The organism is Breoghania sp. JC706 (assembly GCF_037026715.1).
Taxonomy (GTDB): domain Bacteria; phylum Pseudomonadota; class Alphaproteobacteria; order Rhizobiales; family Stappiaceae; genus Breoghania.
Window position 1 is genome coordinate 84,308 of the sequence record NZ_JBANCG010000004.1, and the last position, 22,728, is coordinate 107,035.

A 22,728-nucleotide genomic window follows, 5' to 3' on the forward strand; every position below is an offset into this window, starting at 1 on the left:
GAAAGTCCCGGGCCATTTCCCACCCGGACTGCGCCGCTCGATGACGGCGCAGAGAACGGGGCGGGAGAAAAGCTTCCGGTCCTACGCCCCGCAAATCCGCCTGCGGGCCTCATCGCGCTCGGCGGCAAGGCGCGCGACGATGGTTGAGACCGGCTCGATCGCATCGATGGAGCCGACCCCCTGCCCCGCGCCGAAGATCTCCTTCCACGCCTTGGGCTTGGACGCGCCGGCGGCGAAATCCATGCGGCGCGGTTCGGCCGACGCGGCCTCGGCCGGATCTATGCCGGCGGCCGCGATGGAACCCGCCAGATAGTTGCCGTGGGTACCGGTGAACATCGGCGAATAGACGATGTCGGCGGCCGTGGAGGCGACGGCCATCTCCTTGTGCGCGTCGATCGCCATCGATTCCGCCGCCGTCAGGAACAGCGTGCCGATATAGGCGAAATCGCAGCCGAGCGCCTCGGCCGCCACGATCGCCCGGCCATCCGCCATGGCGCCGGAGAGGATCAGCGCCCCGTCGAAGAAGCGGCGCGCCTCGCCGACGAGCGCGAAGGGCGACATGCGCCCGGCATGACCGCCAGCTCCAGCTGCAACCAGGATCAGCCCATCGACCCCGGCGCCGGCCGCCTTGCGGGCATGGCGCATGTTGATCACGTCGTGAAACACGAGCCCGCCGTAGCCGTGGACGCGCTCGACCACCGTGCCGGGCTGGGAGAGCGAGGTGATCACCAGCGGCACCTTGTGCGCGGCGATCGTCTCCAGATCCTCGTCGAGACGCGGATTGGACTCGTGCACGATCAGGTTGACGCCGTAGGGTGCGGCCTTGCGGCCGGTCTCCGCCTCGAAGGTGGCGAGCCGGGCCTCGATCTCGCAAAGCCAGCGGTCGAGTTCGGCCTGGGGACGGGCGTTCAGCGCCGGAAACGTGCCGATGACGCCGGCCTTGCATTGCTCGACCACCAGATCGACGCCGGAGGTGAGAAACATCGGAGCGCCGATCACCGGCAATCCGGCCGCCGCGCGCAGGGTTTCAACGGTCCACATCTTCTTCTTTTCCTCCCGGGTCGTGTTCGACGTCGGCGTCATTCCTGAACGCCCTGCATTTCCTGAACGACCTGCGTTTCCCGCACGCCGTCGCCCCCCTCGCCTCCCTCCTGCCACTCCAGCACGAGCTGCGTCTGGGAGACGACGGCGGCGAGCTTGCCGTCTCCGCGAAAGATCTTCACCTCCCAGATCATCGTCTTGCGGCCGCGATGGTAAGGCGTGACGACGCCGCGCGCGGTATCGCCGATGCGGATGGGGCGCAGGAAATTCGTCTTGCTTTCGAGCGTCACCGTGCCCTGACCTTCGGGCAGGTTCAAAAGCGTGGCGGTGCCGCACAGATTGTCGGCAAACGACATCAGCGCCCCGCCATGCAGCACGCCGTTGCGGTTGCCAAGCCAGGCTTCCACCGGCATTTCGGCCACGACCTCGTCGCGCGCGAAACTGACCGTGCGAATTCCAAGGGCGCTGCTGAAGGGCGACAGCGTCTCAGCAACGCCGCGAAGCCGCTCGTGCTCTTCGCCGTCCATCATCTTGGAAAATGTCCTCCCATTTTCGAACGCGAGATTTAAGTGGGGGCAGAAACGCTGGCAAAGCATTTCAGCCATAGGCAACCGGCATGGCGGAGAAAGGGGGCTCGCGGCCGCACTTGCCGCCCGGCGTCTCCGCACCGGCCTTCCCGCTTGGGCCCCTCCACCGTCATCACCCGGCTCCGTCCGGGTGATCCAGCGCGTCCCGCGCACGCAGCCGAAGATGGATTGCCCGGACGAAGCCGGGCAATGACGACGGAGGGGTGTGAGCGGGAGGGCCGGAGCGGAAGGCCAGAGCATTATCCCCACCCGGGCTCGCCAAAAGGAGGCTGGCGGGGCGCCGCCCGCAAGGGCTAAGTTTTCCGCAAATTCCGGTGCGACCGTGCCGGGAGCGATTTCCTGGGAGGAGAAACCTTAATGAGCGACATCGCATTCATCGGGCTCGGCAACATGGGGCTTCCCATGGCGACCAATCTCGTCAAGGCCGGGCACTCGGTCGTTGCCTTCGATACGGTGCCGGAGGCGCTGGAAAAGGCGCGGGCGGAGGGCATGGCGATTGCCGAAGATGCGGCCGAGGCTGCGGCCGGCGCCGATTTCGTCATCACCATGCTGCCCAACGGCGCCATCGTCACCAGGGTCTACGAGGCGATCGTGCCGGCGGCGAAACCGGGCGCGGTGCTGATCGACTGCTCGACCATCGATGTAACGAGCGCCAAGGCCGCCCATGCGATGGCGGAAAAGGCCGGGCTTGGGTCGCTCGATGCGCCGGTTTCCGGCGGCACGGCGGGGGCTGCGGCCGGTACGCTGACCTTCATGGTGGGCGGCGGCCGCGCGGCTTTCGACACGGCGAGCGCCATCCTCGACGTGATGGGCGGCAAGCTCGTCTATTGCGGCGAGGGCGGGGCGGGGCAATCGGCCAAGATCTGCAACAACATGCTGCTCGCCATTTCCATGATCGGGGCCTGCGAGGCGTTTGCGCTGGCCGAAAAGATCGGGCTTTCGGCGGAAGCCGCTTTTGACGTGATCTCCACCTCGTCCGGCTCGTGCTGGTCGGTCAACACCTATTGCCCGGTGCCGGGCGTCGGGCCGAAGAGCCCGGCCGACAACGACTACAGGCCCGGTTTTGCGGCGGAGCTGATGGCGAAGGATCTGGGGCTTTCGCAACAGGCGGCCGACGCCTCAGGCCAGGCGACGCCGATGGGCGCCCGCGCGCTGGAGCTCTACAGCCACTTCCTGGAAAACGGCGGCGCGGGCAAGGATTTTTCCGGCATGATCAACTATCTGCGGGATGCCGCGCGCGGCGCGGAGTGAAGCGTCAGGCGGCCGGACGGGGGCGACTATCCCCCGTTCTTTCCACCGATATGCCTGTGCAACATTGTCAGGCTTGATCTGCGGGCGGTGATTGAGGACAAGAAGGGGCATTTTCCGCCTGCCACCTGCCGGAACCCCCACCATGTTCGATCTCATCATCCGCAACGCCAACCTGCCCGACGGGCGGGAGGGAATGGACATTGCCGTCAAGGACGGCGTCATCAAGGCCGTCGAGCGCGGCATCGCGGCTGAGGCGGGCGAGGTGATCGAGGCGGGCGGACGGCTGGTTTCCCCGCCGTTTGTCGATCCCCACTTCCACATGGACGCAACGTTATCCCTTGGCCTGCCGCGCATGAACGTCTCCGGCACGCTTCTTGAGGGGATCGACCTTTGGGGCGAGCTCCGGCCGACGCTGACGCGCGAGGCGGTGGTGGAGCGGGCGCTGAAATATTGCGACCTGGCGGTGGCGCAGGGGCTGCTGGCGATTCGCTCCCATGTGGACGTTTCCGATCCCAAGCTCGTGACGGTGGAGGCGCTGCTGGAGGTCCGCGAAAGGGTCGCACCCACGATCGACCTGCAGCTCGTCGCCTTCCCGCAGGACGGCTATTACCGCTGCGCGGCGGCGGCCGATGCGCTCAACCGCGCGCTCGACATGGGCGTCGACGTGGTCGGCGGCATTCCGCATTTCGAGCGCACCATGGAGGATGGCCGGCGCTCGGTGGAGGCGCTGTGCCGGATCGCGGCGGAACGCGGGCTGATGGTCGACATGCATTGCGACGAGAGCGACGACCCGATGTCCCGCCACGTGGAGACGCTGGCGGCCGAAACCGTGCGCCACGGGCTTCAGGGCCGCGTTTCCGGCTCGCACCTCACCTCCATGCATTCCATGGACAACTATTACGTCTCCAAGCTCATTCCGCTGATGGCGGAGGCGCGGCTGAACGCCATTCCGAACCCGCTCATCAACATCGTCATCCAGGGCCGGCACGACACCTACCCCAAGCGGCGCGGCATGACGCGGGTGCGCGAGCTGATGGATGCCGGCATCAACGTCGCCTTCGGCCACGACTGCGTGATGGACCCCTGGTACTCGATGGGCTCCGGCGACATGCTCGAGGTCGCGCACATGGCGGTGCACGTGGCGCAGATGACCTCGATCGCCGACCGCAAGCGCATCTTCGATGCGATCACCGTCAATTCGGCGCGCGCGCTCGGGCTCGAAGGCTACGGGCTCGATGTGGGCTGCAACGCCGACATGGTGCTCCTGCAGGCGCGCGGTCCGCTGGAGGCGCTGAGGCTGAAGGCGACGCGGCTCGCGGTCATCCGCCGTGGCAGGATCATTGCTAGGACGCAACCGAGGATTGCGGAGCTGAGCGTCGCGGGGCGCCCGCAAACCGTCGATCCCGCGGATTACGCGCCGATCGCGGCCTCGTGAGAGGCGCGGCAAACCGCCGGGAGAACAATCCTGCACGATGCAATATTGTGCAGACCGTCTGCTTGACAAAAATTTGAGCAGACGGTCAAATTTACGAGAGACAACAAGCGGGCGCATGACGGCCGCACAACCGGGGTTAACAGGGATATGGCGATCCTCAAATCGATGACACGCCGCGGCGTTCTGGCGAGCGGCGCGGCTCTTGGCGCGGGCCTTGCGGTAACGCTTTCCGGCACGCGGGCCGTTCTGGCGGACACGCCCTTGAAGGTGGCGGGCATTCACGCCTCGCCGGTGGAGAACGCCTGGAACTCGCGCCTGCACGAGGCGCTGCTGGCGGCGGCCAAGGACGGCGTCATCGAGTACGAGTTCTCCGAAGGCGTGTCGGGCACCGACTATCCGCGCGCCATGCGCGAATACGCGGAAAAGGGCGTCGACCTGATCGTCGGCGAATCCTATGCGGTGGAGCGCGAGGCGCGCCAGGTCGCCAAGGACTATCCGGACGTGGCCTTCCTGATGGGCTCCTCGGGCGAGGCGTCGGGCGACAATTTCGGCGTCTTCGGCACCTGGAACTTCGACGGTGCCTATCTGGCGGGCATGCTTGCCGGCAAGATGACCAAGACCAACATCGTCGGCTCCGTCGGCGCCATTCCGATCCCGGAAGTGAACCTCCTGATCAACGCCTTCAACGCGGGCGTTCACGAGGTGAACCCGGAGTGCAAGACGCTGGTCTCGTTCATCGGCACGTTCTTCGATCCGCCGAAGGCGCGCGAGGCGGGCTTGGCCGAGATCGATGCGGGCGCGGACATCCTGTTCGGCGAGCGCATCGGCACGGCGGATGCCGCCAAGGAACGCGGCATCAAGGCCGTCGGCTCGCTGATCGACTACACCGACCGCTATCCCGACACGGTCTTCGCCAACGCGATGTGGTACTTCCGCCCGATCCTCGATGCGGCGGTGGCCGACGTGAAGGCCGGCAAGCCGGTGGGCCGGGTCTACACCGCCTACGGCCTGATGAAGGAAGGCGGCTCGGACATCGTCTACACCAAGGGCGTGGCGCCCAAGGAAGCGGAAGAGGCGATGGAGAAGCGCCGCGCCGAGATCAAGGCCGGCACGTTCGAGGTGCCGCGCGACATGAGCGAGCCCAAGTAAGACGGCGCCGAAAACAGAACTGCGATTGACGGCGTGAACGCCCGACCAACCATGACAGGACAGGACGACGCGATGGCCCTTGCAGAGGCCATCGCGTCTTCACATGTGAGCGCGATCGAGGCGATGGATGCCGCGATCGGCGCCGCAAGAACCCATTCCGGCTTCGGCGCCGTCGACGTTCTCGTGCCAGAACTCGGCATCTGCGTCGCGGAGGTGATGGAACAGGAGCGGCTCGACCGGCCGGCCCGGTTCGTCACCCGGCCCTTCGCCGGCGTGCCGACGCTTGCCAAGAACCTCGGCAGCCCGTTCGCCGGCATTCCCGCAAGCGCCGGCTCCAACGCGCTGCGCGGCACCGCGAACGGCACCGCCGACAGCGAATTCGCCCGCCGGTTCCGCAAGATGGGACTGATCCCCTTCGGCTCCACGCTGGTGCCGGAATTCGGCCTGTCGCTGGCGACCGAGCCCCTCGGCCTGCCGCCGGCGCGCAATCCGCTCGATCCCGAACGCACGCCCGGCGGCTCTTCCGGCGGGGCGGCGGCGGCGGTGGCGGCCGGCATCGTCGCCATCGCGCATGCGACGGATGCGGGCGGTTCCATCCGCGTGCCGGCCGCCTGCTGCGGCCTCATCGGCCTGAAGCCCTCGCGCGGGCTGATGCCGGGCGGACCCGATTTCCGCAATCACCTCAGCGGGATAGCCTCGGAATTCGCCGTTTGCCGGTCGGTGCGCGATGCGCGCCGGGCCTTCGATCATCTGGCCGGCCATGCCAAGGGGCCGACGCCGGAACCCGTCCTCGATCCCGATATCCAGAGCCGGCTGACGATCGGCCTTATCGGCGATCTCGGACCCTTCGCGTTCGATCCGGCGCGCGAGAAGGCCTTGCGCGAGGCGGCCGCCCTTCTGGAAGGCGCCGGCCACCGGATCGTCGATATTCCGTTCGCCCGCCTCCAGACCTTTGTTGCCAGCAGCATGCGCGGCTTCGACCGCATTATCTGTGCCTCCATGGCGGCCGGGTTTTCGGACGGCACCCTCGACGAGGACAAGCTGGAGCCGCTGACGCGCGCGGTGCTGGAACGCGGGCGGGCGCTTTCGGCGGCCGAGCTGTGGAGCGCAGAGCAGGAAGGCGTGCTCGCCGCCCATGCGATGTGGCGGCTCTTCGGCGAGGTCGATCTCCTGCTGACGCCGATGCTCAGCGCCGCCCCGCCGAAGCTCGGCGCGTTCCCGACCGATCATGACGCGGTAGAGGCCCACTGGGGCCGCATGACGGCGTTTGCGCCGCTCGCCTCGCTCGCCAACATGACGGGCGTTCCGGCCCTTGCCATGCCGTTTGGCGAGGATGCGGACGGCCTGCCGCTTCCCGTCCAGATCATGGGACCGATGGGCGCCGACAGGCGGCTTTTGACACTGGCCGAAACGCTGGAGCGACTGCGGCCATGGGCTCACCGTTTTCCGGTCGCGGGGTTGCCGGCATGAGCGAGACACCTGTCCTGCGCCTCTCCAACATCTCCAAGCGCTTCGGCGACACCATCGCCAACGACGCGGTGTCCATCGATCTCGCGCGCGGCGAGGTGCTGGCGCTTCTGGGCGAGAACGGTGCCGGCAAGACAACGCTGATGTCGATCCTGTTCGGCCACTACACGCCCGACGAGGGCACGGTGGAGGTGGAGGGCCGCGCCCTGCCGCCGGGCCGGCCGCGCGCGGCAATCGATGCCGGCGTCGGCATGGTGCACCAGCACTTCTCGCTTGCCGCGAACCTGACGGTTCTGGAAAACGTCATGACCGGCACCCAGAGCCTGTGGCGGGCGAAATCGGACACGGCTTCGGCGCGCCGCAAGCTCGCCGAGATAGCCGACCGCTTCGGGCTGGCGGTCAACCCGGATGCGCGCCTCGGTGATCTGTCGGTCGGCGAGCAGCAGCGCGTGGAGATCCTCAAGGCGCTCTACAACGACGCGCGCATCCTGATCCTCGACGAGCCGACGGCGGTGCTGACCAACGCGGAGGCCGAGCGGCTGTTTTCCACCTTGCGCGAAATGGCGCGCCAGGGCCTGTCGCTGATCTTCATCTCGCACAAGCTCAACGAGGTGCTGGCCGCCGCCGACCGGGTGGTGGTTCTGCGCGGCGGCAAGGTGGTGGCCGAACGCCAGGCGGAAGCAACCACCAAGGAAGAGCTGGCCGAACTGATGGTCGGGCGCCAGGTCGCGCGGCCGAAACGCGAGGCCGGCAAGGCGGGCGATGTGGTGCTGGAGGCCATCGGCGCCTCCCTCGTCGTTGACGGCGTCGCGCGTCTCTCGGATCTCAACTTCCAGATCCGCGCCGGCGAGACGCTCGGCATCATCGGCGTTTCCGGCAACGGGCAGGCGCAGCTCGCACACCTCGTCTCGGGCCTGTCGGATGCGACCGCGGGCGAACTCAGGCTCTTCGGCGAACCGATCCCGACCGGCGTGGAAGCGCTGGTGGAAGCCGGCGTCGGCCGCATTCCCGAAGACCGCAACGCCGAAGGCGCCATCGGCGAGATGACGCTTTGGGAAAACGCCATTCTGGAGCGGGTGCGCTCGAAGCGCTTTTCGAAGAACGGTTTCGTCGACAGGGCGGCGGCGCGGGCGTTCGCGGCGACCATCATCGAGGACTTCGACGTGCGCGGCGGCGCCCCCGACCGGCGCACGCGGCTTCTTTCGGGCGGCAACATGCAGAAGCTCATTCTGGGCCGCAACCTGCACGACCAGCCGAAGCTGCTGATCGCCGCCCAGCCGACGCGCGGCCTTGATGAAGGCGCGATCGCCGCCGTTCACACCCGCATTCTCGAAGCCCGCGCCAAGGGAGCCGCCGTGCTGCTGATTTCGGAGGATCTGGACGAGGTGCTGAGCCTTGCCGACCGCATCCGCGCCATCGTCAAGGGACGGCTGTCGCCGCCGCTTGCAGCCGAAGAGGCCAATGCGCAGAGACTGGGGCTGATGATGGCGGGCGACTGGAACAAGGATAGCCAGTACGGGGAGGCCAGCCATGCGCTTTGAACGCCGCCCGCACCGGCCTTTCGCCCTCGTCATCGCCTCGCCGGTGATCGCCATCGCGGCCGCGCTCGCCATATCGGGTGTGCTGATCGCGCTGGCCGGCGCGCCGGTGCTTGAGGCCTATTACCAGATCGCCGTCGGCTCCTTCGGCTCCAAACTCGCCTTCACCGAGACGCTGACCCGGGCAACCCCGCTGATCTTCACCGGACTTGCCGCCGCCGTCGCCTTCCGGGCGCAGGTGTGGAATATCGGCGCGGAAGGGCAGTTCTACATCGGCGCCATCGCGGTCGCCGCCTTCGGCGCGCAGGCGACCGCCGGGCTGCCGGCAGCACTCGCCATTCCGCTTCTCATGTTCATCGGCGCCGTCGCCGGCATGATCGTGCTGCTCGTGCCGCTGGGGCTTCGGCTGCGCTTCGGCGTGGACGAGGTGGTGACGACGCTGCTTTTGAACTTCGTCGCGGTCCTGTTCGTCTCCATGCTGATCGAGGGACCGCTGAAGGACCCGCTGGCCTTCGGCTGGCCGCAGTCGGTTCCGGTCGCCGACAACGCGATCCTGCCCAAGCTGATCGAGCGCTCGCGGCTCCACATCGGGCTGGCGGTGGCGGTCGCGATCGCCGTCGTCGTCCATATCGTGCAGGCGCGCACGGTCTTCGGCATGCAGTCCAAGGCGGCGGGGCTCAACCCGAGAGCTGCGAAATTCGCCGGCGTGCCGCTCGCCTCCACGCTGATCAAGGTGGCGTGCCTTTCCGGCGGGCTGGCCGGGCTTGCGGGTGCTGTCGAGGTGATGGGCGTGAAGGGCTACGTGACCACGGATCTCTCGCCCGGCTTCGGCTATTCCGGCATCATCGTCGCCATGCTCGCCAATCTTCATCCCATCGGCGTCATCGCGGCCGCGCTCTTCACCGCCGCGATGTTCGTCGGCGCGGACGGCATGAGCCGGGCCATCGGCATCCCGAGCTATATCGCCGACGTCACCGTCGCCCTGTCGCTGCTGACCATGCTGGTGGCGCTGTTCTTCACGCAGTACAGGATCCGCAAATAATGGAGATCCTCGACATCTTCGCTTCCGCAGGCCTGTGGGCCGCCGTGCTGCGCATCGCCACACCGCTGATCTTCGGCACGCTGGGGGCGCTCCTGTGCGAGCGCGCGGGCGTTCTGAACCTCGGCATTGAGGGCATCATGACCTTCGGCGCGATGGTGGGCTGGCTTGCGGTCTTCAACGGCGCGGACCTGTGGACCGGGCTTCTCGTGGCCGCAATCTGCGGCGCGCTGTTCGGGCTGCTGCACGCCGCACTGACCGTGACGCTCGGCCTGTCGCAGCACGTGACGGGGCTCGGCATCACGCTGTTTTCAAGTTCGCTCAGCTATTTCCTGTTCCGCCTGATCGTGCCCGTCGCCGGCACGCCGCCGACCATCGAGCCGTTCCAGCCGATCGACATTCCGGGCCTTTCCGACCTTCCCTTCGTGGGACCTGCGCTGTTCACCCAGACCGCGCCGACCTATCTCGCGGTTCTGCTCGCCGTCGTGCTCGGCTACGTGCTGTTCTTCACGCCGCTGGGATTGGCCGTGCGCATGACGGGCGAGAACCCGCATGCGGCGGAGGCGCAGGGCGTCAACCCGATCACGGTGCGCTACGGCGCGATCATGGCCGGCAGCGCGCTGATGGGCGTGGGCGGCGCGTTCCTGACGCTGTCGGCGTTCAACTCGTTCTTCCCGACGATGATCCAGGGACGCGGCTGGGTGTGCATCGCGCTCGTCGTGTTCTCCTCGTGGCGACCCTCCCGGGCGCTGCTCGGCGCGCTGCTGTTCGCGCTGTTCGACGCCTACCAGCTCCGCCTCCAGACCGTCGTCGGCAAGGCGGTGCCCTATCAGCTTTTTCTGATGGTGCCCTACATCATGTCGATCGTCGCGCTCGTGGTGATGGCCCGGCGCGCAAGAGTGCCGCAGGCGCTGATGCAGGCCTATCGGCGCGGGGAACGGTAGCGGCGGAGGGGACCGAGGACACGGTCTCACACCCCGCCGCCGTCATCACCCGGCTCCGTCCGGGTGATCCAGCGCACGCCCCATGTGCTGCCGCCTGCGATGGATTGCCCGGACTTGCGCCGGGCAATGACGACGGAGGGGTCTGGGCGATCAAACTCGCAAGAACATGTCCCGAAGGACGGGCGACCTGCTCGCCTCCGAACGCAGCGCCCTACCCCCAGCTCCAGTAGTCGTCGCCTTCCTTGGCATAGAAGCGCGAGAGCACCATCTTGTGCACCTCCGAGGCGCCGTCGACGATGCGGGCGCAGCGGGCGTAGCGGTACATCCATTCCAGCATGGTGTCCTTGGAATAGCCGCGCGCGCCGTTGAGCTGGATCGCGGTGTCGATCGCCTTGTGCAGCGTGTCCGCCATGTGGATCTTGGCACTCGACACTTCCTTCCGGGCACGGTCGCCCTGATCAAGCTTCCAGGCCGCGTGCATGACCAAGAGCCGGCCCATCTGGATCTCGTGCGCCACCTCGCCGAGCGCCAGTCCGACCGATTCGCGATCGGCGAGACGAACACCGAAGCCCTCGCGGCGCGAGACATACTCCTGCGCGATCTCCATCGCCCGCTTGGAAACGCCGAGCCAGCGCATGCAATGGGTGAGGCGGGCCGGCCCGAGGCGGATCTGCGTCACCTTCAGCCCGTCGCCGACCTCCATCAGCCGGCAGCTGTCGGGGATCTCCAGCCCGTCGAATTCCAGCTCGCACACGCCGCCGTGCTCATCAGGGCCCATGTTCTCGATGCGCCGCACGATGCGCCAGCCGGGCTGGTCGCGGTGGAACAGGAAGGCGGTCAGGTGCCGGCGCTTCTCGTCCGGATTGTCGTCGGTGCGCGCGATCAGGATGAAGTGTTTTGCGATCGCCGCGCCCGAGATGAACCACTTGTGGCCGTAGATTTTCCAGCTGTCGCCGTGGCGCTCGGCGCGGGTGCGGATCATGCCGGGATCGGAGCCGCCGCCGGGATGCGGTTCGGTCATCACGAAGGAGGAGTTGACCTCGCCCTCGATGATCGGCTGCAGCCAGCGCGCCTTCTGCTCTTCCGTGGCCGTCATTTCCAGAAGCCGCATGTTGCCGTCGTCGGGTGCCGCGCTGTTGAAGACGCACGGCCCGAAGACGCAGCGGTTCGCCTCCTCGTAGAAGACGGCCTGGCCAACCATGGAAAGCCCGAGCCCGCCGCGTTCCTGCGACACCTGCGGCGCCCACAGCCCCGCCGCGCGCGCCTTCACGCGCAGCTCGTCGCGCAGCGCAAGGCGGATGTTCTCGTATTCGTTGTAGGTCGCGGGATCGGATTCGAGCGGCAGCAGGTGTTCGGCGACGAACGCGCGCACGCTGAGGCGAAGCTCCTCGTGACGGGGATCGAGCGTGAAATCCATCGGTCGTGTTCCTTGCAAGGGCAGAAAGGGACGGTGGGGAAAGGGCAGAAAGAGAGGGCGGGATCAGAGCGAATTGACGAGATGGCCGCCGTCGACGGGAATGACGGCGCCGGTCATGAAGGACGAGGCGTCGGTGGCCAGCAGCAGGAACGGCGCGTCGAGCTCGCCGAGATGGCCGATGCGGCGCATCGGGATGCGCTTGACCATCGCCTCGCCGCGCGGGGTCTCGAAGAAACCCTCGTTGATCTCGGTGGCGAAATAGCCCGGTGCGATGGCGTTGACCCGCACCTGAAAGCGCGCAAGCTCCAGCGCCAGCGCCTTGGTGAGCTGCACGACGCCGGCCTTGGAAATCGCGTAAGGGACCACGCCGGGGGCAACGCGCAGCCCGAGAACCGAAGCGATGTTGATGATCGCGCCCGGCGTTTGCGCATCGCGCCAGTGGCGGGCGGCTTCGGTCGCCATCAGCCACACGCCGCGCAGGTTCACGTCGAGCACCGCGTCGAAATCCTCGATCGTCTGATCGAGCGACAGGCCTTCGCTCGCCATGCCGGCGTTGTTGACGAGCACGTCGAGCCCGCCAAGCGCATCGGCAGCCGCCGTGGTGCAGTCCTTCACCGATGTCTCGTCGGTGACGTCGAGCGGCAGGGCGACGGCCTCGGGCGCGCCGGCGGCCTTCAGTTCGCCGACGAGTTGTTCCAGCCGGTCGATACGCCGTGCGGCGACGGCGACGCTGGCGCCGTTTTTCGCGCAGATTTCGGCAAAATGCGTGCCGAGCCCGCTCGATGCGCCGGTGACAAGTATGCGGCGGCCTTTCAGCCGTGCGCCAAGATCCATGAAATCCTCCCAGGTTCCCGTCGGCTTCTCCCGAGCCGGTTCGGTTCCATGACTTTAGGGGCAATGACGCGAATGGGAAACCTGTTCGCGATTGCGAAAGGAAAGGATCACCACGGATGCGTGCAGGGGCACTCAGGGTCTTGCCCGAAAATGGTATCGGGCTATGGGCTTTCGGCTATTCCTCCTCATGCCCCACCACCGTCATTGCCCGGCGAAGTCCGGGCAATCCATCGCCAGCCGCAGCATTCGGGGTGCGCGCTGGATCACCCGGACTTCGCCGGGTGATGACGATGGAGGGGTATGAAAGGAGGGGGAGAGGTATGAAGGCGCGTGGAATTCGGGACGAAGAACCAACTACCGATTTCGGGCCAAGCACTCAGGAGGCGGCGGCCGATCGCCATTCCTCGCGCACGGACGGGTCTTCCTCCCGCTCCGCGTTTTCGCGCCCGAGCCCCGCGAACTCCTCCCCCGGCAGCAGCCGCGACAGCGCCCAGACGGCCGCGCCGCGCACGTCCGGGGCCGGGTCATCCAGCAGTGCGCGCGCCTTTTCGGCCAGCGACGCATCGCCTGAATTGCCGATGGCGATAGCCACGTTGCGGATGAAGCGGTCGCGGCCGAGGCGCTTGACCGGGGAGCCGGAAAAAAGCGCGCGGAAGGCCGCGTCATCGAGCTCGGCAAGCTCGGCGAGTTTCGGGGCCTCCAGATCGGCGCGCGCCTTCAGTTTCGCCTCCCGCGCGGTTTCGGCGAACTTGTTCCAGGGGCACGCGGCGAGGCAATCGTCGCAGCCGTAGATGCGGTTGCCGATGGCCTGGCGGAATTCGCGCGGGATCGGGCCCTTGTGCTCGATGGTGAGATAGGAAATGCAGCGCCCGGCATCGAGCCGGTAGGGGGCGGGGAAGGCCCTGGTCGGGCAGATGTCGAGGCAGGCGCGGCAGGAACCGCACCGGTCCGCCTCCGGCGCATCGGCCGCAAGATCGAGCGTCGTGAAGATCGCGCCCAGAAACAGCCAGGAGCCGAAGTCGCGCGAGACGAGATTGGTGTGCTTGCCCTGCCAGCCGAGCCCGGCGGCGGCGGCCAGCGGCTTTTCCATCACCGGCGCAGTATCGACGAAGACTTTGACATTCGGGCCACTATCACCGCCCTCACGCGCCAGCGCGCCGATCTGGCCGGCAAGCGTCTTCAGCTTGCCCTTGATGACGTCGTGATAGTCGCGATGGCGGGCGTAGACCGAGATCGAGCCGACATCGGCCTTCTTGAGATTTTCCAGCGGATCGCGGTCGGGGCCGTAGTTCATGCCGAGCATGACGATGGAGCGTACGTCCTGCCACAGCACGCGCGGCGCGGCGCGGCGTTCCGCCGTCTCCTCCATCCACTCCATGGTGGCGTGGTGGCCGTCGGCGAGAAAGCGGGCAAGGCGCTCCGGCGCTTCAGGGATGGCGTCGGCATGGGTGATGCGGCAGGCATCGAAGCCCAGCGCCCGCGCCTTTTCCGCTATCGCCCTTTCAAGCCGCACACCCGGCTCCCCTTGCCTGCCCGTTCAATGCTGCGTTTCCGTTGCGCGCCCCGGGGCCTGCGCCTCAGAAATCGAGATCCGCGTAGCTCGGCGCCGGGCGCATGCCGGGGATTGTCTCGCCGAGCAGAGAGCGGAAGCTCGGGCGCGATTTCACCCGCGCGTACCACGCCTTGGCGTTCTCGTCCTCCTCCCAGGGCACCTCGCCCAGGTAGTCGGCACACGAAAGCTCGGCCGCAGCGGCCATGTCGGCAAAGCTCAGCTTGTCGCCGCCGAGCCAGCGGCGCGAGGCCGCGAGATAGCCGATATAGCGCATGTGGTGGCGGATGTTGGTGCGCGCGGCCCTCAGCGCTGCCGAATCAGGCTCGCCGCCGCCGGCCGATTTCGGCATCTCCTGCTTGTAGACCTTTTCGCGCACGAAATGGCCGATCACCTCGCGGTCAAACTTGCCGAGGAACCAGTCGACGAGCCGGCGCACTTCGGCCCGGCGCTCGGCATTGTCGGGCATCAGCCGCTTTTCCGGAATCATGTAGCCGCGCGTCTCGTCGAGATATTCCATGATCACGCCGGCGCCGCAGATGGGCGTGCCGTCGTTTTCCACCGCCACCGGAACGGTGCCGGCGGGATTGATCAGCAGGAAATCGCGGCGCCGCTGCCACGGGAATTCCAGGTAGGCCTCGAAATTGACGCCATACTCGTGCAACGCCAGGCGCACGAAGCGCGAGGCCGGGGAGAAGGGGTGGTGATATACGATCAGCATGCGTGGTTCATATACTCGTACCGCGGTCCGCTGGGCCGCCTTCAACATTGTTGATGTGCCCAATACGAGAAACCGGTAAACGGATCCTGCAAGCGCCGCTTTTCCGCCTGCAAGATCTTTCAGGACCCTTACCCGACGCCGCAAGGCGCCGCCAGATCAACCTGCCAGGTCGGGAGCCGGACCGGGCGCATTGCCGGGTATAACCACGCCCGCCCGGTCGCGTTTCCCTCTCCCGATCCTCTATCCTCATCAACGGACCCGATTTCCATGGACCTACAGACCATCTTCGAGGCGCTTATCCTGGGCACCGTCGAGGGCCTGACCGAATTCGTTCCCGTCTCCTCCACCGGCCATCTGCTGCTGCTCGGCCATTTCATGGGCTTCGAGAACCCCGGCAAGACCTTCGAGGTCCTGATCCAGCTCGGATCGATCCTCGCGATCCTGTCGGTCTATTTCTCCAAGCTCTGGCAGCTCTTCATCAGCCTGCCGTCGGACCCCAGAAGCCGGTACTTCGTCGCCGGCATCCTGCTCGCCTTCCTGCCGGCCGCCTTCATCGGCTTTCTCGCCCATGATTTCATCAAGGCGGTTCTGTTCGAATCCCCCGCGCTCATCTGCACCACGCTTTTCCTCGGCGGCCTGATCCTGCTGTGGGTCGACCGGCTGGACCTGAAGCCGCGCTATCACGACGTGGCAAGCTACCCGATGCGGATCTATTTCGGCATCGGCCTGTGCCAGTGCCTGGCGATGGTTCCCGGCGTTTCGCGCTCCGGCTCCACCATCGTCGGCGCGCTGCTGATGGGAACCGACAAGCGCTCTGCGGCGGAATTCTCCTTCTTCCTGGCGATGCCGACCATGGCCGGCGCCTTCGCCCTCGATCTCTTCAAGAACCGCCACGCCATCACCTTCGACGATGCGGCCGTCATCGGCGTCGGCTTCGTCACGGCCTTCATCGCCGGCGTCGTGGTGGTGCGCTGGCTCCTCGACTATGTCTCGCGCCACGGCTTTGCGCTGTTTGCGTGGTGGCGCATCGTGGTCGGCCTTGCCGGCTTCGCCGGACTTTACGCCTTCGGCTAAACAAAAGCGGCAAGACCGGACCGGCCTTGCCGCAGAAAATTGTCGCAAAAAAGACCGCCGCCACCGCAAAAGCTGCGGCGACGCGCCCGCCCCCTACTTGGCGTGATAGGCGGAATCGAACTGTCCGTGCACGCGGAAGCGCCAGAGATAGGTCGGCAGGATGGCCGCCAGCGTCACCGGCGAAATGCCGAGACCTTCCAGCGTGTGCCCCGCATCGGCGGCTTCCTTGGAAACCACATTGTCCACCTCCAGCATGCGGACCTGATCGACGGTGAGCGGTGCCTTCGGCAGGATCTGCACGATGCGGGCAAGCGCACGCGCAAGACCGAACGGCAGGCTGACGAGCAGACGCTTGCGCGCGGTGATTTCCAGCATCAGCTTCATGCATTCGCGGAACGTCTTCACCTGCGGGCCGCCGAGCTCGTAGGTGGCGCCGGCTTCCGCCTCGCCATCGACCGCGCGGGCCACCGCCTCGGCCACGTCGCCGACGAAGACGGGCTGGAACTTGGTCTCCCCGCCGCCGATCAAAGGCAACATCAGCGACATGCGCGCCATGGCCGCGAAGCGGTTGAAGAAATCGTCCTCGGGTCCGAACAGAATGGAGGGCCGCATGATCACGGCTTCCGGCACGGCCTCGCGCACCGCGGCCTCGCCGGCCGCCTTGGAGCGGGCATAACCGGCGGGCGAATTCGCATCCGCGCCGATGGCCGAGACGTGGACGAGATCGGTGATGCCGGCCTCGCGGCAGGCTTCGGCCACGGCGCGTGCGCCGAAGGCCTGGACGGCATCGAAGGTCTGACGGCCGCCTTCGGCGAGGATGCCGACGAGGTTGACCACGGCATCGGCGCCGGCGATCGCGTGCGCGACCGAATCGGGATAGCGCAGGTTCGCCTGCACGGCGTGGATCTGACCCACGGTGCCAAGCGGCTGCAGGTGGAAGGCGAGATCGGGCCGGCGCACGGCCACCCGCACCCGCCAGCCGCGCTTGGCCAGCGCACGCACAACATAGCGGCCGACGAAACCGGAGCCGCCGAACACCGTCACAAGTTTTCCGTTGAGCGGAGTGGTCATGATCGCTCCTTCTTCCAAGCCCACCGCATGTCACGCGTTGCGACCCCGCGCGCGCCACGCGCCGGACCGGCTGACGACCAGCGGTCCGATTCGTCTTGCGCGCAGGCTCTGCGCCAGGGTCCTTTTCCGGTGATCCGTCGCCCTTGCGGCTTAAACGGACCATCCTCCCGGCACGCCGTCATCGAAGGCGTGGGCAGCGCAGCATCGTCGCGTCCTCAGCCTCATACCGCCTTGGACGGCGCGTGTGAAGTGCGCAGGATCTCCAACACCGTTTTGACGCGCGCGAGGACAAAATAAAACGGGTGTTGAAAAGCCCACAGGAACCGCTTGTTATGTGATTGACAAGGCGCGGCGGGGTCCGTATGTATCGCCGCCATCGGCCCAGGTGGCGGAATTGGTAGACGCGCTAGCTTCAGGTGCTAGTGCTCGAAAGGGCGTGGAGGTTCGAGTCCTCTCCTGGGCACCAAATTCCGGTTTCAGACGATCTGCCACAGTCTGAAACATTCGAAAAAGCTCCGGTTCTCCGGGGCTTTTTTCGTATTCGGGGTCTGTTCGTTTTTTGGATCGGGGGCAGGATCGCCGTCGTGGCGCAGGTGGGCGGACGAGACGCCGCCGGCATGCGCGGTTCGCGCTTTTGTGATAGGCAGACGACGTCACAACGGCAGGCAGTCGCATCGAAGGCAGTCCGGCGCAGGCCGCTGCCGGTCCGGTTGCCGCTTTCTCCCGAAACGGGCAGATATGAACGCGCTGCGCCTTCTCGTCCTCCTCTTTTCGGTGTTCGCGTTGCCGGCGGCGGCGTTCGCGGCCCCCGATCAGCCGCCCGCGCCCGCATCTTCATCCGCGCCTCTTAAGGTCGGCGTGCTCAACTACATGGGCGAGCGCGAGGCCATCGCCACATGGGCCGACACGATCGCGGTGCTGAACGAAGCCCTGCCCGGGAACACGTTCGAACTGATCGCCCTCACCATCCCGGAAATGACGCGGGCTCTGGAAAAGGGCGAACTGGCCTTCATCATCACCAATCCCGGCCAGTACGCGGTTCTCGAATACCGCTACAAGGTCAGCCGCATCGCCACTTTGGAAAACGGGCCGCCGGTCGCCTCCACCGTCTTCACCGCCTCGCCCGACATCGCCTCGCTCGCCGATCTTGCCGGAAAGCGGCTGGCGATCAATTCGGTGAACGCTTTCGGCGGCTTCCAGCTCGTGTGGCGGGAACTGCATGCACTCGGCATCGATCCGCCCGACGGCGTGCGGCTGGTGGAGATGGGCAATCCCATGTCCAATGTGGCCGAGGCGGTTCTGGCGGGAAAGGCGGATGCGGGCGTGCTCAGGGGCTGCCTGCTGGAAAGCCTGCAGGCGCAGGCGCCGGAGCGATACGGCGCGCTTCGCGTCATCGGCCTTCAGGCCCAGAGCGAGATCCCTTGCAAGCTATCAAGCCGCATCTATCCCAACTGGCCGTTCGCCAAGACCAAGGCGACCGACCCGGCGCTCGCCAAGAAGGTGGCGCGGGTGCTGCTTTCCGTTCCCGACGGCGAGGGCCACCGGACATGGACGGTGCCGCTCGACTACCAGCCGGTGCTGGAGGTGTTTCGGGAGCTGAGGATCGGCCCCTATGCCCGCACCGGGCGGATCAGCGTGCGCGAGTTCTTCGACGATTATCGCGACTGGTTCATCGTCGCCGGCGTCGGGCTCCTGTGCTGGGGGCTCTATTTCGTGCGGGTGGAGACGCTGGTGCGCAACCGCACAAGGGCGCTGGCGGAGACCAACGACACGCTGCTGCACGAAATGGCGGAACGCCGGAAGGCGGAAACGCAGGTCCAGCAACGCCAGCGCGAGCTGGAGCACGTCGCCCGCCTGTCGATCCTCGGCGAGATGGCGACGGCGATCGCGCATGAACTCAACCAGCCTCTCGGCGCCATCGCCACCTACGGGCAGGGCTGCCTGATGCGGATAGACGCGGGCACCTTTTCGAAGGACGACATGCGCCTGGCGGCCGGGCAGATCGTGGAACAGGCCCAGCGCGCAGCGAAGGTTGTCCAGCGCATCCGCGCCTTCGTGCGCAAGCATCAGAGCGAGCCGGAGGACGTCGACCTCAACCGGCTGGTGCAGGACTGCCAGGTGGTGTTCGGTGCCACGACCTCGCGCGCAGGCATCGCCGTCGACATCGCGCTCGAACCCGGATTGCCCGTCGTCATGGCCGACCGGGTGCAGATCGAGCAGGTGGTGTTCAACCTGGTGCAGAACGCTGTCGATGCGCTGAAGGCGCAGGAGGAAGGCTCCTCGCCAGAAATCGCTGTTGCGACGAAGCGTCAGGGGGCGGGCGTGGAGCTGTCGGTGGAGGATACGGCAGGTGTGCTGAGCGACGCGGTTCTGGCGCGTTTCGCCGAACCGTTCCTGACCACGAAGACGGAAGGCATCGGGCTCGGACTTGCGCTTTCGCGCTCGATCATGGAGGCCCATGGCGGCCGGCTCTGGGCGGAACGCATGGCCGGCAACAGGACGCGCGTCGCCTTCTGGCTGCCGGCGGCGGAGACGAGACCGGACGCAGAAGCCCCTTGCGAGGAGAGAGAAACAGATGGCGGCTAGCGCAACCATCTACATCGTCGACGACGATCAGGCGGCGCGCGACGGGCTCGCCTTCATGCTCGGCTCGCTCGGGCTTGAGATCAGGAGCTTCGCCGCGCCGGAGACCTTTCTCGCCGAGTTCGACGCGGAGGTGCGCGGCTGTTGCCTGTTCGACATGCGCATGCCGGGCATGACCGGGCTGGAGCTTCTCGACGAGATGAACCGGCGCGGGTGCTTGCTGCCGGTGATCTTCATCACCGGGCACGGCGACGTTCCGCTGACGGTGCGCGCCATGCGGGCGGGTGCCTACGACTTCGTGGAAAAGCCGGTCAACGGCATGGACCTCCTGGAGCGCATCAACGAGGCGCTGCGGCTTTGCGACAGGCGGCAGGCGGAGCAGCGGGCGAAGACGGATGTGGGCGCGCTGGTCGCCAGCCTGACCCCGCGCGAGCGGGAAGTGGCGCGCGCGGTGATGGCCGGCAAGCAGAACAAGATGATCGCCTTCGAGCTCGGCATCTCCATGAAGACCGTGGAGATCCACCGCCACAACGCCATGGAAAAGCTCGGCGCCGGCTCGGCGGCGGAATTCGTGCGCAAGCTGATGGAAGCCGGGTGGACGTGAGTGTCTGCGGCGCAAGGGCGGCCCCGATCCCTCCATCGTCATCACCCGGCGAAGTCCGGGTGATCCAGCGCTCTCCGCGCCCTCTGCGGCCGACAATGGATTGCCCGGACAGAGCCGGGCAATGACGGTCGAGGGGGCGGTGAAAAGGGCGCCAGAAAAGGCCGGGCCCGACATCACCCTATAAATGTCATACGCTTGCCCCTCGCCTTTCCCTCCTGTATCGCGGCTCCGTCTTCCCCCGATCCCTCCATCGTCATCACCCGGCGCAGTCCGGGTGATCCACCACTCCCCGCGCGTTGTGGGCCGGCGATGGATTGCCCGGACACAGAGCCGGGCAATGACGGCGGTGAGGACGGCGAAAATGGCAAGAGAGAACGTCCGGGATCGCGCCGGCGCGACCCACCGGAGACGGCTACCGCAGCACTCCCGGATGACTTTTCGCCCAAACCTCGGGGTAAACCCCTAATCCCTTAGGGGTGAGAGCCGATTATCTCCTTCGCGCAGCCGATCTAGCCTGACACCTGACCGAAATGGGGATTCAGATGTCATGGCTACGAACCGACGTGACTTTCTAAGGTCGATCGGCACGGTGACCATGGGGGCCGCCGCCAGTGTGGCGGGCGCCTCCTCGCCCGCCCGTTCCGCCACGGACACCGCTGGCGCTGCAGCCGCAAAAGGGCCGCATCACGGCATGGTGGTGGACTTGCGCAAATGCATCGGCTGTCAGGCCTGCACCGTCGCCTGCATCATGGAAAACGATGTGCCGGAGGGCGCGTTCCGCACGCATGTGTCGGTCTACGAGATCGTGCGCGAGGGCAAGGATCCGGCCATGGCGATGCTGCCGCGGCTGTGCAACCACTGCGACGAGCCGGCCTGCGTGCCCGTCTGCCCGGTGGGCGCGACGTTCAAGCAGGAGGGCACAGGCGAGGTTCTGGTCGATGCCAGCCGCTGCGTGGGCTGCGGCTACTGCGTGCAGGCGTGTCCCTACGATGCGCGTTTCATCAACGAGGAAACACAGGTCGCGGACAAGTGCACCTTCTGTTTCCACCGCACGTCTGCCGGCCTGCTGCCGGCCTGCGTTGAAACCTGCGTCGGCGGCGCGCGCAATTTCGGCGATCTGAACGATCCCGACAGCGTGGTCTCCAAGCTTCTGGCGGAAAACGCCGTCGCGGTGCTGAGGCCGGAAATGAAGACCCATCCCAATGTCTTCTACATCGGGCTCGATCAGGCGCTGTCCGGCCGGGTGGCCGGCGAGCCCGCCTATCATCCGCCGTTCACCCAGCTGGAAGAGGAGACCGCGTGATGGACCTCCAGATCCATGAACTCGTCGGCGCCAACCATGCCGCCGTCTGGCAGCCCTGGGCGGTGCAGTATTTCTTCCTGATCGCCACCAGCGCCACCGCTCTCTTCTTCACCCTGCCCGCCTTCGTGTTCCGCCGCGCGCAGGCCCTGCCGATGGCCCGGCTCGCCATGCTGACGGCGGTCACAACCGGCATTACGGCGCCCATCGCGCTGCTGGCCGACCTGCATGAACCCAACCGGTTCTGGCATTTCTACGCCTATTTCCAGCCCGGTTCCTGGATGGCCTGGGGCGCGTGGATCGTGCCGGCCTTCGTCGCGGTGCTGATCCTTTACGCCTGGGCCGCCTACCGGCCGCAGCTTGCCGAGCTTTCGCAAGGCGACTGGCGCTTTGCATGGCTGTTCCGGCTGCTGAGCCTTGGCGGCAGCAACAACGCCTTCACCCCGGCGGTGGGTTCGCTCGCGGCGCTGCTCGCCGTCGCCATCCTCACCTACACGGGGGCGGAGGTCTTCGTGGTGCGGGCCCGGCCGCTGTGGAACACGCCGCTGCTGCCCTTGCAGTTCCTCGCCACCGGTTTCGTCGCCAGCATCGGCGTCATGCTGGTGCTGAACGCGCTGATGCTGCGCCAACGGGCCCTGGAAGGGCAGCTCAACCGCATGCTCGTGGCAGCCCTTGCCGTTGTCGGCGCGATCGGCGCGCTGTGGTTCGCACTGGGGCTCAGCGGGCTTTCTCCGGTCATCGCCGAAGCCTTGCGTTCGGTCGCGGGTTTCCCGGTCTGGCAGCACGTCGCGCTGTGGGCGGTGCTCGCCATCGCCTGCCCCTTCGCCATCGCACTGCTTAAGCCCTCCGGCACGGGCCTTCTCACCGGCCTCATCGCCGTCCACGCGGCCTGGATGTTCCGCTGGACCGTCTTCATGGGTGGACAGTCGGTGCCCAAGGTCGGCAGCGGGCTCTATGACGCGCTGCTGCCCCGCGGGCTCGACAGCCTGATGGGCGTGATCGGCACCTTCGGGCTGTGGATCTTCCTCATCATCGCCTTCACCACGTTCATTCCCTGGACCAGCGCCGGCACGCCTGAGCGGCACGCCGCCCGCCGCACGGCCAGCCAGAGCTGAGGAGACGCA

Annotated in this window: 19 protein-coding genes and 1 tRNA gene; 13 read left to right on the forward strand and 7 right to left on the reverse strand. The window is 66.8% G+C overall.

From position 1 onward, the window contains the following. Positions 1-81 precede the first annotated feature (81 nt). On the reverse strand, positions 82-1,083 hold the full coding sequence (locus V2L18_RS08900; RefSeq protein WP_336177859.1) for a nitronate monooxygenase family protein: 1,002 nt from the start codon (positions 1,081-1,083) through the stop codon (positions 82-84). Then, the gene (locus V2L18_RS08905) at positions 1,080-1,571 is read right to left on the reverse strand and encodes a PaaI family thioesterase (protein ID WP_336177860.1); all 492 of its coding nucleotides are present in this window, start codon (positions 1,569-1,571) and stop codon (positions 1,080-1,082) included. The genes V2L18_RS08900 and V2L18_RS08905 overlap by 4 nt, the downstream gene beginning before the upstream one ends. A gap of 396 nt (positions 1,572-1,967) precedes the next feature. Between V2L18_RS08905 and mmsB the strand changes: the two genes are divergently transcribed. From mmsB to V2L18_RS08940, 7 genes are all read left to right on the forward strand, one after another. Continuing rightward, entirely contained in the window at positions 1,968-2,879 is a 912-nt protein-coding gene (mmsB, locus tag V2L18_RS08910; RefSeq protein WP_336178276.1) for a 3-hydroxyisobutyrate dehydrogenase, read from the forward strand. 142 nt (positions 2,880-3,021) lie between these two features. Further along, entirely contained in the window at positions 3,022-4,314 is a 1,293-nt protein-coding gene (locus V2L18_RS08915; protein WP_336177862.1) for an amidohydrolase family protein, read from the forward strand. A 147-nt stretch (positions 4,315-4,461) separates the two neighbouring features. Beyond that, positions 4,462-5,463: a BMP family protein gene (locus V2L18_RS08920; RefSeq protein WP_336177863.1), complete on the forward strand. Its 1,002-nt coding sequence runs from the start codon at positions 4,462-4,464 to the stop codon at positions 5,461-5,463. A gap of 72 nt (positions 5,464-5,535) precedes the next feature. Next, positions 5,536-6,933 carry an amidase gene (locus tag V2L18_RS08925; RefSeq protein WP_336177865.1) on the forward strand — a complete coding sequence of 466 codons (1,398 nt, stop codon included), beginning with the start codon at positions 5,536-5,538 and terminating at the stop codon, positions 6,931-6,933. Beyond that, the gene (locus V2L18_RS08930) at positions 6,930-8,471 is read left to right on the forward strand and encodes an ABC transporter ATP-binding protein (RefSeq protein WP_336177866.1); all 1,542 of its coding nucleotides are present in this window, start codon (positions 6,930-6,932) and stop codon (positions 8,469-8,471) included. Before V2L18_RS08925 ends, V2L18_RS08930 begins: the two co-directional genes overlap by 4 nt. Then, the gene (locus tag V2L18_RS08935; RefSeq protein ID WP_336177868.1) at positions 8,461-9,510 is read left to right on the forward strand and encodes an ABC transporter permease; all 1,050 of its coding nucleotides are present in this window, start codon (positions 8,461-8,463) and stop codon (positions 9,508-9,510) included. Before V2L18_RS08930 ends, V2L18_RS08935 begins: the two co-directional genes overlap by 11 nt. Then, positions 9,507-10,451: an ABC transporter permease gene (locus V2L18_RS08940; protein WP_336178277.1), complete on the forward strand. Its 945-nt coding sequence runs from the start codon at positions 9,507-9,509 to the stop codon at positions 10,449-10,451. The genes V2L18_RS08935 and V2L18_RS08940 overlap by 4 nt, the downstream gene beginning before the upstream one ends. Before the next feature lie 211 nt (positions 10,452-10,662). Here the strand turns inward: V2L18_RS08940 and V2L18_RS08945 are convergent, their stop codons facing one another. The 4 genes from V2L18_RS08945 to V2L18_RS08960 all read right to left on the reverse strand — a co-directional run bounded on the left by V2L18_RS08945 (position 10,663) and on the right by V2L18_RS08960 (position 14,972). Beyond that, complete coding sequence (locus tag V2L18_RS08945; RefSeq protein ID WP_336177870.1) at positions 10,663-11,868, reverse strand: acyl-CoA dehydrogenase family protein; 1,206 nt, start codon at positions 11,866-11,868, stop codon at positions 10,663-10,665. A 63-nt stretch (positions 11,869-11,931) separates the two neighbouring features. After that, on the reverse strand, positions 11,932-12,702 hold the full coding sequence (locus V2L18_RS08950) for a glucose 1-dehydrogenase (RefSeq protein WP_336177873.1): 771 nt from the start codon (positions 12,700-12,702) through the stop codon (positions 11,932-11,934). A 376-nt stretch (positions 12,703-13,078) separates the two neighbouring features. Continuing rightward, the gene (queG, locus tag V2L18_RS08955; protein ID WP_336177875.1) at positions 13,079-14,215 is read right to left on the reverse strand and encodes a tRNA epoxyqueuosine(34) reductase QueG; all 1,137 of its coding nucleotides are present in this window, start codon (positions 14,213-14,215) and stop codon (positions 13,079-13,081) included. Between the two features lie 64 nt (positions 14,216-14,279). Then, positions 14,280-14,972 carry a glutathione S-transferase family protein gene (locus tag V2L18_RS08960; RefSeq protein WP_336177877.1) on the reverse strand — a complete coding sequence of 231 codons (693 nt, stop codon included), beginning with the start codon at positions 14,970-14,972 and terminating at the stop codon, positions 14,280-14,282. A 267-nt stretch (positions 14,973-15,239) separates the two neighbouring features. On the opposite strand from V2L18_RS08960, the gene V2L18_RS08965 reads away from it, so the two are divergent. After that, entirely contained in the window at positions 15,240-16,046 is an 807-nt protein-coding gene (locus tag V2L18_RS08965; protein WP_336177879.1) for an undecaprenyl-diphosphate phosphatase, read from the forward strand. Between the two features lie 93 nt (positions 16,047-16,139). Here the strand turns inward: V2L18_RS08965 and V2L18_RS08970 are convergent, their stop codons facing one another. Beyond that, on the reverse strand, positions 16,140-17,117 hold the full coding sequence (locus tag V2L18_RS08970) for a complex I NDUFA9 subunit family protein (protein WP_336177881.1): 978 nt from the start codon (positions 17,115-17,117) through the stop codon (positions 16,140-16,142). Between the two features lie 379 nt (positions 17,118-17,496). Between V2L18_RS08970 and V2L18_RS08975 the strand changes: the two genes are divergently transcribed. From V2L18_RS08975 to nrfD, 5 genes are all read left to right on the forward strand, one after another. After that, positions 17,497-17,583 (forward strand) — tRNA-Leu (locus V2L18_RS08975). A 272-nt stretch (positions 17,584-17,855) separates the two neighbouring features. Continuing rightward, on the forward strand, positions 17,856-19,703 hold the full coding sequence (locus V2L18_RS08980; RefSeq protein ID WP_336177882.1) for a PhnD/SsuA/transferrin family substrate-binding protein: 1,848 nt from the start codon (positions 17,856-17,858) through the stop codon (positions 19,701-19,703). Beyond that, positions 19,693-20,304, forward strand: coding sequence for a response regulator (locus V2L18_RS08985; protein ID WP_336177884.1), 612 nt, complete (start codon positions 19,693-19,695; stop codon positions 20,302-20,304). The genes V2L18_RS08980 and V2L18_RS08985 overlap by 11 nt, the downstream gene beginning before the upstream one ends. A 547-nt stretch (positions 20,305-20,851) precedes the next feature. Beyond that, complete coding sequence (gene dsrO / locus V2L18_RS08990; RefSeq protein WP_336177886.1) at positions 20,852-21,607, forward strand: sulfate reduction electron transfer complex DsrMKJOP subunit DsrO; 756 nt, start codon at positions 20,852-20,854, stop codon at positions 21,605-21,607. Then, complete coding sequence (nrfD, locus tag V2L18_RS08995) at positions 21,607-22,719, forward strand: NrfD/PsrC family molybdoenzyme membrane anchor subunit (protein ID WP_336177887.1); 1,113 nt, start codon at positions 21,607-21,609, stop codon at positions 22,717-22,719. Before dsrO ends, nrfD begins: the two co-directional genes overlap by 1 nt. Positions 22,720-22,728: the final 9 nt, after the last annotated feature.